Origin of the sequence: Spirillospora sp. NPDC046719 (genome assembly GCF_040645715.1) — a bacterium.
Lineage (GTDB): Bacteria > Actinomycetota > Actinomycetes > Streptosporangiales > Streptosporangiaceae > Spirillospora.
Genome location: NZ_JBEYYT010000339.1, coordinates 1 through 10,662, shown reverse-complemented (window position 1 = coordinate 10,662; position 10,662 = coordinate 1). Strand labels below are relative to the sequence as shown.

Genomic DNA, 10,662 nt, shown 5'->3' with positions numbered 1-10,662 from the left:
CCCAGCCGATCGGGCCCGCGCCGCCGGACGACGGGCCCGCCGGGACGCCGATCGGGCCGGTGGCGGGGCCGTCGGACGGCAGGCCGATCGGGCCGGTGGGCCTGCCGCCGGCGCGGTCGCCGGACCAGGCGGAGGGGCCCGCGACAGGGCCGCCGATCGGGCCGGTGGCGGGTCCGGCGCCGAGCGGATCGTCGCCGAAGGGGTCTTCGGCGACCGGGCCGAGCGGGTCGTCGCCGAACCGCGGCGGGCGGGCGAGCGGGTCCGCGGGACGGGCCTCGGCGGGGTCCGGGCGCGGCGCCGCGGCGTGCCGCCCGGCCGGGAGGCGCAGCACGGCGCCGCCGGGCCCGTCGTCGGCGGGGCCGTCCGGACGGCGGCCGACGACGGCGCCGACCGGGACGAGGGCGTCCTCGGCGCGGCGGGTGGTGAGCGCGGGCGGCGCCTCCAGCGCCTCGGTGTCGGCGCGGACGACGAGGTCCTCGGGCAGCAGCACGATCGCGGTCATGCCGCCGTACGGGGAGGTCCGCAGGGTGACCTTGACGCCGTGCCGGCGGGCGAGCCGGCCGACGACGAACAGGCCGAGCTGCGAGGCGTCGGACAGGTCGAACTCGCCGCCGCTGGCGAGCCGCTCGTTGGCCGCGGCGAGGCTCGGCTCGTCCATGCTGAGCCCGCGGTCCTCGACCTCCAGGGTGAAGCCGTGCGAGACGGCCTGCCCGTGCACCTGCACGGTGGTGTGCGGCGGCGAGAACGCGGTGGCGTTCTCGATCAGCTCGGCGAGCAGGTGGATGACGTCGGCGACGGCGGGCCCGACGATCGCGGCGCGGGTCATCGGCGCGACGTTGACGCGGGTGTAGTCCTCGACCTCGGACGCGGCGGCGCGGGCGACGTCGACGATCGCGACGGGGCTGCGCCAGCCGCGGCCGGGCGCCTGCCCGGACAGGATGATGAGGCCCTCGGCGTGCCGGCGCATGCGGGTGGCGAGGTGGTCGACCCGGAACAGGTCCTCCAGGTCGTCGGGGACCTCGATGCGCCGCTCCATCGAGTCGAGCAGCTTGAGCTGGCGGTGCAGCAGCGTCTGGCTGCGGCGGGCGAGGTTGACGAAGACGTCGCTGACGTTGCGGCGCAGCGTCGCCTCCTCGACCGCGCCCTGGATGGCGGTGCGGCGGGCGGCGTTGAACGCCTCGCCGACCTGGTCGATCTCGCGGGTGCCGAACGCCAGCGGCGGCGCCTCGGCGGCCACGTCGACCTCCTCGCCGCGGCGCAGCCGGCGGATCACGCCGGGCAGCCGGACGTCGGCGAGGTCGATGGCCTCGCGGCGCAGCCGGGCCAGCTCGCGGATCACGGACCGGGCCACCCACACCGCGATGACCAGGGACGCGACGACGGCGAGGAGGCCGAGGGCGCCGGCCAGCACGACCCGGGTGATGATGCCGTCGGAGATCGGCTTGGCGCGCTTCTCGGCGCCCGCGGCCACCGACAGCTCCAGGCCGCGCAGCCGGGTGAGGTTGGAGTCGGCGGTGGTCTTCCACAGCGTCCCGGAGTCGGTGGACGGCCGGACGAGCGCGCGGGACGCGACGAACCGGTCCTCCAGCGCGCGGAGCCGGGTGTACTCCGGCATGCCGGTGACGCGCTGGTAGTAGGACTGGTCGTCGGCGCGCAGCTCGGACGAGGCGAACCCGTACAGGGCGCGCTGGGTGCCGACGAGCTTGACGAACTGGGCGTGCTCGGCGGGCGTCATCCGCCCGGCGGCGAGCGCGCCGGCGAGGACGGCGTCCTCCTCGGCGAGGGTCTCGCGGGCCCGCGACAGCGACGCCTCGTTGCGGGCGTCCTTGGCGACCTCGGAGTTGTCGAGGGTGGCGAGGGAGCCCTGCAGCGACCCGACGTCCGACAGCAGGGCGGTGTAGTCGGCGAACGCCTTGCCGCGGCCGGTGGCGCCGCCGTCGATGGCGCGCCGCCCGGTGCCGAGCGCGGCGAGCTCGCCGCTGATCCGGTCGGCGAGCCGGCGGGCCTGCGCGGGCGCGGCGCCGCGGGCGCCAGGGTCCTGGACGAGGCGGCGGAACAGCTCGGCCTGCCGGTCGGTGACGAGCCGCCCCGACTCCATCGCGGCGCGGTCCCCGTCGGTGCGGCTGCCGAGGTACACCATCGACAGCCGGCGCTCGTTCTGCAGGGCGCTGCCGAGCGCGCCGGACGGGTAGCCGAAGTGGTCCTGGACGGTCTCGACGTGCCGGAGGTTGAGGCCCTGGCCGAGCGCGATGCTCGCGGCGAAGGCCCAGAGCACGCCGAGCGAGACGACCGAGACGGTCACCATCAGGACGACCTTGAACCGGATGGACCGGAACCGCGACGCCTTGGGGACCCGACGGTGGCCGGCGGCGGGGTCCGAGGAGCGGCCTCGTTTTGGCACTTCGGTGACGACTTTCGCTCGTGGGGGCAGGTGGGGGCCGACAAGGTCCGGGCGGAACCCACAAGGTTCGAGCGGAACCGGGGAGGTCGCCGCGGAACGGACGGAAGCCTAGGGCGATCCCGCGCCGTGTGTCGACAGTTTCCAGATCATCACATTTTGTGTGCGCACGTGACCAAAAATAGCCCTACGATCTCTCAGCGTGATGGCGAACACCCCGAACCACGCGCACCGGGTGCGGCGCCCGCTCGCGGCGGCCGCGCTCGTGGTGGCCGCCCTGACCGCCGGGTGCGGCGGCGGCTCGAACGGTGCGGCACCGCCGCCGGACATCCCGACGCAGCAGGAGATCGGCGCCTCGGAGGGCCGGCTCGACCTGGTCGTCTGGGCGGGCTACGCCGAGAACGGGTCGAACGACCCGAAGGTCGACTGGGTCACCCCGTTCACCAAGGCGACCGGATGCCGCGTCGAGGCGAAGGTGGCCGACACGTCCGACTCGATGGTCGCGCTGATGCAGACGGGCAAGTACGACGGCGTGTCCGCGTCCGGCGACGCGTCGCTGCGGCTCGTCTACGGCGGGACGGTCGCGCCGGTCAACACGCGGCTGCTCAGCGGGTACGGCGACATCGCCGGGTTCCTGAAGAACCAGCCGTACAACTCGGTGGACGGGCGGATGTACGGCGTCCCGCACGGCTACGGCGCCAACATGCTGATGTACCGGACGGACAAGCTGGTGCAGCGCCCCACGTCCTGGGACGTCGTGTGGAGGAAGGACTCCCCGGCGTCGGGGCACGTCGTCGCCTACGACTCCCCCATCTACATCGCCGACGCCGCGCTGTACCTGAAGGCCCACCGCCCGGACCTGAAGATCAAGAACGTGTACGAGCTGGACGAGAAGCAGTTCGGCGCGGCGATCGACCTGCTGAAGCAGCAGCGGCCGAACGTGAACCAGTACTGGGCGAACTACCTCGACGAACTCCAGTCGTTCAAGAGCGCCGACAACTACGCGGGCACCGCGTGGCAGGTGACCGCGAACCTGGCGATGGACCAGCGGTCACCGGTCGCGACCACGATCCCGACCGAGGGCGCCACCGGCTGGTCCGACACGTGGATGATCTCGTCGAAGGCGCAGCATCCCGCGTGCATGTACAAGTGGATGAACTGGATCATCAAGCCGAAGGTGCAGGCGCAGGTCGCGCAGTACTTCGGTGAGGCGCCGGCCAACCCGAAGGCGTGCGCGTACACCGCGAAGGGCTTCTGCTCCACGTACCACGTCGGCGATCCCGCCTTCTACAAGCGGCTGGCGTTCTGGCGCACCCCGGTGAAGGACTGCGGGGACGACCGCGGCAACGACTGCGTCGACTACGCGCGCTGGACGCAGGCCTGGACGCAGATCAAGGGCTGACCAGGGAGAACCGGCGCTCGAACGAACCGGGACCGGGACCGCGCCGGGTGTCGCATTCCGTGGAACCCGGCGCGGCATCGGTCGTCAGTCGAGACCTTCGATGATGCGGAAGTCGCGCTCGACGCCGTCGTCGAGTACGGCCAGCGCCTCCTGGTAGGCCGCACTCGCGCGCGCGGCGACCGCCTGTTCGAAGCTATCGAACTCGATCAGGATGGTGCGCTCGGCGATTCCGGCGTCGTGCGCGACGACCCGGCCGTCGCGGGCGAGCACCCGCCCGCCCGCGGCTCTGACGGCCGGACCGGCCAGCTTGTTGTAGGCGGCAAGCTTCTCAGGGTCCACGATGGTGCGGTAGACGCTGACCCAGTAGCTCTTGGCCATGGTGACCTCCTGTTTTCGGACGGCTTCGGTCAGCCGGCCGGGTCCGCGATCGGATCCGTCTCGGCTGAGCGTCGGCGGGCGAGGACGAGGCTGGTCATCGTCGTGATCGCCATCGCGGCGACGCCGACCAGCGCGGCGGTGGTGTAGGCGCCGTCGTTCGGGAAGAGGCGGCCGGTGCCGGTGCCGGCGGCCAGGACCAGACCGCCGATGGCGCTGCCCAGGGAGTACCCGACGCTGCGGACCACGTAGTTGAAGCTCATCGCGCTCGACGTCTCGCTCTTGGGCGTGACGGCCAGGATCACGCCCGGCATGGCGGCCGAGAAGCTGCCGACGCCGAAGCCCAGCACGCCCATGGCCGCGAGCAGTTCGGCCAGATGGGACCGGGCCACCGCGAACAGCACGAACCCGCCGCCGACGATGGCGGCGCTGCCGGCCAGGAGCAGGGGGCCGTCGATCCGTTCGCGGACCCGGGGCGTGAGCTTGCCGGCGACGAACCCCAGCACGGAGAAGGGGATGAGGACCAACCCCGCCACGAAGGTGCTCAGCCCGAACCCGTAGCCGGCGCCGTGCGGCGTCTGCGCGTAGCGGGTGATGAGCGTGAGCAGGAGGTACATGCCGCTCCCGCCGACGAACATGGCGATGTTGGCCCCGGCGACCGCCGGGTGCCGCACCGCCCGGACGTCGACCAGAGGCGTCGTGCTGCGCAGCTCGGAGGCGGTCCAGACGCACAGCAGGAGCACGGCGGCGACGGCGAGGGTCACCGCCACGGCGAGGTGCCGGCTCCACAGGCTGCTCTCGCCGGCCAGGAACAGGACGAGGAGCAGTCCACCCGCCAGGACGAGCGCACCGGCCACGTTCACGTGAGCGGAGCGGCCTTCGGGAGCCGCGGGCACGGAGCGCCAAGCGGTCAGGAACGCGACGGCGGTGACGAGCAGGCCGAGGCCGTAGGCGGCCCGCAGTCCGCCGAACTCGGCGAGCAGGGCGGCCAGCGGGTAGCCGACGCCGGCCCCGATGATGGAGACCACCGAGATCAGGGCGATCGTGGGCGCGCTGCGCCGCTCGGGAAGATGGTCGCGGGCCACGCCCATCATCAGCGCCGTGAGACCGAGTCCGGTGCCTTGGGCCGCTCTGCCGGCGAGCAGGCAGGCGAACGGCAGCGGCAGCACGGTGAGCGCGCTGCCGACGACGACGATCGCCAGCGTGGCGAGGATCGTGGCCCGCCGGTGCGGACCGGCGCCGAGCCGGCCGAGGACGGGTGTGGCGACGGCGCCGCTGAGCAGGGCGATGGTCAGCGTCCACTGCGCGCTGTCGAGGGAGACGTGGAACGTGGTCGCCACGCTGGTGATGAGCGGCGTCCCGAGGCTGCCGACCGCCGCCACGACCAGGGCGATGAACATCAGGGCGGGGACCAGCAGACGTGCCTCGGAACGCGCCGGGGCCGCACTCATGGGCCGGTCGTGCCCCGGGGCCGCGGTCACCGGTCCGACTCCTCTCGGGCGTGGCTTTCGAGCTCCGCCAGATGCAGCAGCGCCGGGAGGGCCGCCGCCAGGGCCTCGACCTCGTCACCGGTGAGTCCGTCGATCAACCGCGCGTACGCGTCGACGCCCGCCCGGCGCCGTGTCCGGACGTACGACGCGCCGGCCTCGGTCAGGCGCACCAGCGTGACCCGCCTGTCGGACGGATCGCCCGTCCGCTCGACCAGCCCGGACTTCTCCATCACCCGGACCACGACGGTCATCGCGGGCTGGGTGACGCCCTCGGCCGCCGCCAGATCGGTGATCCGTCGCGGGCCGGTCTTGTCCAGGGTGGCCAGGGTGGCGGCGGACGTCAGGCTCATGTCGCGGGGAAGGCGTCTCACGGCTCTGGTGGCCAGATCGTAAAGGGCCGACCCGATGGCATCGGAAGCGTCGTGCGGGGCGCCTTGGCGACTCATGCGTGAAGCATAGCAGCTTTATATAGAGTCTCTATGTATATCCCGATGGGGATCCGGCGACACTCGACCGCGTCACCTCGAACGGGACGCGACACCGGCCCCGGTGTCGCGGCCATGGCCGGGTAATGAGACACTTACATCGGTTTGTCGCACGACGTCTGGTGAGGTGGGAATGTCCGCGACCGTCCAGCCCCCCGAGAGCGTGACCTGGCGGGTCCACATCGACCGGTCCATGTGGGTCGGCGGGGTGCGCAGCCTCATGCTGCAGGCCCTGCACCCGATGGCCATGTGGGGCGTCTGGCAGAACTCCAACTTCCAGGAGGACCCCTTCGGCCGGCTGCAGCGCACCGCCGACTTCGTCGGCGTCGCCACGTTCGGCACCCACGAGGAGATCGACGCGCTGGCCCGGAAGGTCCGCGACATCCACCGCAGCCTGCGGATCCTCAACCACGACACCGGGAAGAAGGAGCGCCTCGACCAGCCCGAGCTGCTGCTCTGGGTGCACTGCGCCGAGGTCTACTCCTACCTCCAGGTCGCCCGCCGCGCCGGTCTCCTGCTCACCGACGCCATGGCCGACCGGTACCTGAACGAGCAGCGCAGCACCGCCGCCTACGTCGGGCTGCACGCCGAGGACGTCCCCGGCAGCGTCGCGGAGATGGAGCAGTACCTCGCGAGCATGCGCCCGCACCTGCGCGTCACCGAGGAGGCGGCGGCCACCGTCAGGTTCCTGATGTGGCCCACGATGCCGGAGAACCTGAAGTTCCTCGCCCCTGGAAAGCCGGGCTACTTCCCCTTCGGCGCGCTCTGCTACTACTCGCTGCCCGACTGGGCCCGCAAGATGTACGGGGCGCTTCCCGAGGTCCCGCAGCCCGCCGTCACCGCCGCGCTCCGCTCGTTCCGCCTCGCGATGAACTCGGTGCCGGAGAAGCTGCACGACTACGCGTTCGCCAAGCCCACCCGCGAGATGCTCGAACGCGCCCGGCAGAACCTCGCCGCCGAGGGCTACGACGTCAGCCGCGGGCTCTACGGCCTCCGCGACCCGCGCCGCTGGAAGTCCCGGAAGACCCTGACCGCCGCCTGATCAGGCGTCTTCGCCGAGGGCCGCCCACGGCTCCTTGCGGGGGGCGGCCTCGCGGCCTTCGGGGCAGTGGCGGGCGAAGTCGCACCACGAGCACAGCCGGCCCGGACGCGCCGGAAACTGCTCGTCGAACGGAGCGTGGTCGACCGGCGGCGCGTCACGGCCCGGTCCGGTGTCGCGGCTCTGCGCGCCGACGCGGGTCCGGGCGCCCTCGCCGCGACGCGGGGCGGGGACGCGCGCCCGGTACGCGTCGTCGGCGGCGGACGCCTCCGCCGCGATCTGCTCGGCCCGCCTGATGTGCCGCTGCAGCGACTCGTCGGTGTGCTCCCAGACCGCGACCTCGCCGGACGGCAGGTGGTGCAGCTCGACGCGGTGGCACGGGCGGCGCAGCACGCGGGACGCGGCGACCGCGTAGATCGCCAGTGCGAGCGAGCCGCGCGCGTCGTCGGCGGTCTGCACGTGCCGGCCCGTCTTGTAGTCGACGACGACGAGCTCGGAGCCGCGGGCGTCGAGCCGGTCGATGCGGCCGGACACGGCGATGCGGTCGGTGCGGGCCGCGACGGTGCGCTCGACGCCGACCGGCTCGTCCGCCGGGTCGAGGCCCGCCGCGTACCGCTCGGTCATCTCGCGGGCGCGCTCGCGCCACCGCGCGGACTGCGCCTCGTCCCGGAACCCGTCGGTCAGCCAGCCGCGCGCCAGCAGGGCGCCGGCGGCCTCCGGGGTCCGCTCGGCGGGCGGCAGCCGCCACCAGCCGGCGAGCGCGTTGTGCACGGCCGCGCCGACGCTGTTGTGCGCCCACGGCGGGCCCTTCGGCGGCATCGGACGGTCCAGGTAGGTCATCCGGTACCGGCGGGGGCAGTCCAGCCAGGTGTTCAGCCGGGACGGCGTGCACGCGTACAGCCGCTGGGGCATGCCGTCGAAGCCCAGCTGCTCGGCCCCGGCCACCGGATCAGTCGTCGTCCTGCTCGCGGGCGAGCGAACCCCAGGTCTCCCAGCGGGCGTCCTCGTCGCCGACCGTCGTCTCCTCGCCCTGGCCGGGCAGGATCCGCAGGTCCTTCGGCAGCGGGGTGAGCAGCGCGCCGATCGAGTTCAGCTGCTTGCCGAGCTCGTCGTACACGCCGCCGATCGAGCCGGGGCGGCCGCGGTGCAGGGTGTCGCCGGAGAACAGCACGCCGAGCTGCTCGCTGATCACGCTGACGCTGCCGGGCGTGTGGCCGGGGGTGTGCAGCACCTCCAGCTGGGAGTCGGCGATCTCGAAGATGCCGCCGTCCTCCAGCCAGATGTCCGGTTCGAGGGAGCGCAGCGCCTTGGCGTCGTCCTCGTCCTTCTCCTCGCGGGCGAGGCGGCCGAAGTAGTCCCGCCACAGCACCCGGTCGCCGCGGTGCAGCGCGATCGGGGCCCAGTTGTCCTCGTCCTCCTCGCCGGCGGCGGCCACCTCCAGCACCACCTCGAGGCGGTGCTCGTTGCCGTCGGTGAGCAGGACGGCCATGACCTCGCGTTCGCCGACCTCCTTGAGGATGGCCTCGGCGTCGAAGGCCGGGTCGATCACGATGACCTCGTCGTCGTCGCCGACGATGTAGGTGTTGTTCTCGACGTCGTACTCGGTGTCGTCGAGGGTGAGCTTCCCCGACGTCGTCACCTGTTCGATGCGCGCGTCCACGCTGGCACCCTACCGTGCTTCCGGGGCGGTTCCGGGCGGCACCGCTCCAGTGCCCGAAGACACCGCGTCAGCGCCCGCGGAGACGGGCGAGGAGACGGGCGCCGAGCCGGTGGACGCGGCGACGAGGGCGGCGTAGGCGTCCGGGGCGGTGCTCTCCGCGCCGAGGCGGTCGCCGGTCAGGGCGCCGTGATCGTCGCTGGAGCCGGTGGCGGCCAGGCCGAGGTCGCGCGCGAGGCCGCGCAGCGCGGCGCGCTCCCCCGCGTCCTGGTCGGGATGGTCGACCTCGATCCCGGCGAGGCCCGCGGCGGCGAGGCCCGCGATCACCTCGTCGGAGAAGACGTAGCCGCCGCGCCGGGTCCGCGGGTGGGCGAGCACGCACACCCCGCCGGCCGCCCCGACGAGCCGGATCGCCCGCGCCGGGTCGAGCGCGTACCGGTCGGCGTGCGCGCGGCCGCCCTCGGCGATCCAGTCGCGGGTGAACGCCTCGTCCGGGGACGCGACGACGCCCGCCTCGACCATGGCGCGCGCGATGTGCGGGCGGCCGACCGCCTCGCCGCGCGCCAGCGCGCGGACCCGCTCCCAGGTCACGTCCGCGCCCAGCGCCCGCAGCCGCTCCACCATCGTCCGCGCCCTGATGACGCGGTCGTCGCGGATCCGGGCCAGCTCGGCGGCGAGGGCGGGCTCGGACGGGTCGAACAGGTACCCGAGCAGGTGCAGGCTGCGCCCGTCCTGCTTGCACGACAGCTCGACGCCGGGGACGAGCGTCAGCCCGTCCGGCAGCGCGGCGGCGGCCTCGTCCCAGCCGGCGACCGTGTCGTGGTCGGTCAGCGCGACGACGTCCACGCCGTTCGCGCGGGCCCGCCGGACGACCTCGGACGGCGGGCGCGTCCCGTCGGAGACGTCGCTGTGGCTGTGCAGGTCGATGCGCATGCGCCCTTTCTAACAGCCGCCGGCCCGGCGGGCGGGCGGCCGTCCGCCTACTCGTCGAGCCGGGGGCTGTAGGCGCCGTAGGGAAGGTCCAGGTCCATGCCGGGTTCGCGCAGGTCGAGGAGGTTCTGGCGCTCCAGCATCAGCACGCCGGCCTCGGCGGGCCACAGCACCGCCCAGAGCCAGTCGCCCATCGCCTCGCCGACGTAGACGGCCCGGTCGGGCCGGGTGCCGACGGCCCACATCGGCACCGAGTGGCCGCAGGTCGCGGCGGGCCCGCTGATGTCGATCTTGGCGTCGGGCGGGCTGCCGTCGAACCCCGGGCCGGGGTCGCCGCCGTCCAGCCCGGCGTAGTGGCCGCCGAGCCCGATGCCGGGCTCCTCGGCGATCAGCACCAGGTCGGCCGGGCCGCTGAGCAGGCCCGGCCCGGACAGCGCGACGGCCGTCGCCCGGGCGCCCGAACGCTCGTCGCCCACCGCGCAGAAGCCGGTGACGAGCCAGGCCGGCGGAAGGGGCCAGGGCGTCCAGACCGGGACCCTGGTGTCCTGGAGCACGGCCGCCAGCCCGTCCGGGCCGGGGCGCTTGGACGGCTGGCGGGGTAGTACGGCGCCGTGCACGCCGCAGCTCCAGTCGCTCGACCAGAGGCCCGGCGCGCTCACCGGACCCGCGCATCGCGGGCATGTGGGCTCCGACCTCATGACTACCCACCCTGCGCGCCGATTCCCGCCGCCGTCAAGTTCCCCGAGGTACCGGACCGGGCAAGGCGCGTCAAAATGGTGACATGAGGGTGCGCTGCGTCGGGGGGATCGTGAGGGACGGGAGCGGGCGGTTGTTGCTGGTGAGGCGCGGCCGTCCGCCGGGCGCCGGCCTGTGGTCGGTGCCCGGC

The 10,662-nt window shown here is 73.6% G+C and carries 10 protein-coding genes; 2 read left to right on the top strand and 8 right to left on the bottom strand.

Going from position 1 to position 10,662, the window contains the following annotated elements:
* Positions 1-2,305, bottom strand: a 2,305-nt coding sequence (locus ABZ914_RS37885) for a sensor histidine kinase (RefSeq protein WP_500199237.1), incomplete at its 3' end; no start/stop codon positions are given.
* Between the two features lie 298 nt (positions 2,306-2,603).
* Between ABZ914_RS37885 and ABZ914_RS37880 the strand changes: the two genes are divergently transcribed.
* Entirely contained in the window at positions 2,604-3,800 is a 1,197-nt protein-coding gene (locus ABZ914_RS37880; protein WP_500199239.1) for an extracellular solute-binding protein, read from the top strand.
* 84 nt (positions 3,801-3,884) lie between these two features.
* Here ABZ914_RS37880 and ABZ914_RS37875 read toward each other — a convergent pair whose 3' ends face one another.
* Genes ABZ914_RS37875 through ABZ914_RS37865 form a run of 3 tightly spaced genes read right to left on the bottom strand, consistent with a single transcriptional unit; the run spans position 3,885 to position 6,015 of the window.
* Positions 3,885-4,178 (bottom strand): DUF1330 domain-containing protein, encoded by a 294-nt coding sequence (locus ABZ914_RS37875; RefSeq protein WP_500199236.1) that lies wholly within the window; start codon positions 4,176-4,178, stop codon positions 3,885-3,887.
* Between the two features lie 29 nt (positions 4,179-4,207).
* On the bottom strand, positions 4,208-5,626 hold the full coding sequence (locus ABZ914_RS37870) for an MFS transporter (protein WP_500199234.1): 1,419 nt from the start codon (positions 5,624-5,626) through the stop codon (positions 4,208-4,210).
* A 26-nt stretch (positions 5,627-5,652) separates the two neighbouring features.
* Positions 5,653-6,015 (bottom strand): MarR family winged helix-turn-helix transcriptional regulator, encoded by a 363-nt coding sequence (locus ABZ914_RS37865; RefSeq protein WP_500199233.1) that lies wholly within the window; start codon positions 6,013-6,015, stop codon positions 5,653-5,655.
* A 268-nt stretch (positions 6,016-6,283) separates the two neighbouring features.
* Between ABZ914_RS37865 and ABZ914_RS37860 the strand changes: the two genes are divergently transcribed.
* A complete protein-coding gene (locus ABZ914_RS37860) occupies positions 6,284-7,192 on the top strand; it encodes an oxygenase MpaB family protein (RefSeq protein ID WP_500199231.1) in 909 nt (302 codons plus the stop codon).
* Here ABZ914_RS37860 and ABZ914_RS37855 read toward each other — a convergent pair whose 3' ends face one another.
* The 4 genes from ABZ914_RS37855 to ABZ914_RS37840 are packed head-to-tail and all read right to left on the bottom strand — an operon-like array spanning position 7,193 to position 10,474.
* Positions 7,193-8,101 (bottom strand): RecB family exonuclease, encoded by a 909-nt coding sequence (locus tag ABZ914_RS37855; protein WP_500199238.1) that lies wholly within the window; start codon positions 8,099-8,101, stop codon positions 7,193-7,195.
* Positions 8,102-8,138: 37 nt separating this feature from the next.
* Positions 8,139-8,849, bottom strand: coding sequence for an MBL fold metallo-hydrolase (locus ABZ914_RS37850; protein ID WP_500199230.1), 711 nt, complete (start codon positions 8,847-8,849; stop codon positions 8,139-8,141).
* A gap of 9 nt (positions 8,850-8,858) precedes the next feature.
* Positions 8,859-9,779, bottom strand: a complete 921-nt coding sequence (locus tag ABZ914_RS37845; RefSeq protein WP_500199228.1) for a PHP domain-containing protein — start codon at positions 9,777-9,779, stop codon at positions 8,859-8,861.
* A 47-nt stretch (positions 9,780-9,826) separates the two neighbouring features.
* Positions 9,827-10,474 (bottom strand): DUF6758 family protein, encoded by a 648-nt coding sequence (locus ABZ914_RS37840; RefSeq protein WP_500199227.1) that lies wholly within the window; start codon positions 10,472-10,474, stop codon positions 9,827-9,829.
* Between the last annotated feature and the right edge of the window lie 188 nt (positions 10,475-10,662).

What these genes read in the sequence shown, in the direction of transcription:
- ABZ914_RS37880 (WP_500199239.1), top strand. Translation starts at nt 2,604, where the DNA reads ATGGCGAACACCCCGAACCACGCGCACCGGGTGCGGCGCCCGCTCGCG.
- ABZ914_RS37875 (WP_500199236.1), bottom strand. Translation starts at nt 4,178, where the DNA reads ATGGCCAAGAGCTACTGGGTCAGCGTCTACCGCACCATCGTGGACCCT.
- ABZ914_RS37870 (WP_500199234.1), bottom strand. Translation starts at nt 5,626, where the DNA reads ATGAGTGCGGCCCCGGCGCGTTCCGAGGCACGTCTGCTGGTCCCCGCC.
- ABZ914_RS37865 (WP_500199233.1), bottom strand. Translation starts at nt 6,015, where the DNA reads ATGAGCCTGACGTCCGCCGCCACCCTGGCCACCCTGGACAAGACCGGC.
- ABZ914_RS37860 (WP_500199231.1), top strand. Translation starts at nt 6,284, where the DNA reads ATGTCCGCGACCGTCCAGCCCCCCGAGAGCGTGACCTGGCGGGTCCAC.
- ABZ914_RS37855 (WP_500199238.1), bottom strand. Translation starts at nt 8,101, where the DNA reads ATGCCCCAGCGGCTGTACGCGTGCACGCCGTCCCGGCTGAACACCTGG.
- ABZ914_RS37845 (WP_500199228.1), bottom strand. Translation starts at nt 9,779, where the DNA reads ATGCGCATCGACCTGCACAGCCACAGCGACGTCTCCGACGGGACGCGC.
- ABZ914_RS37840 (WP_500199227.1), bottom strand. Translation starts at nt 10,474, where the DNA reads ATGAGGTCGGAGCCCACATGCCCGCGATGCGCGGGTCCGGTGAGCGCG.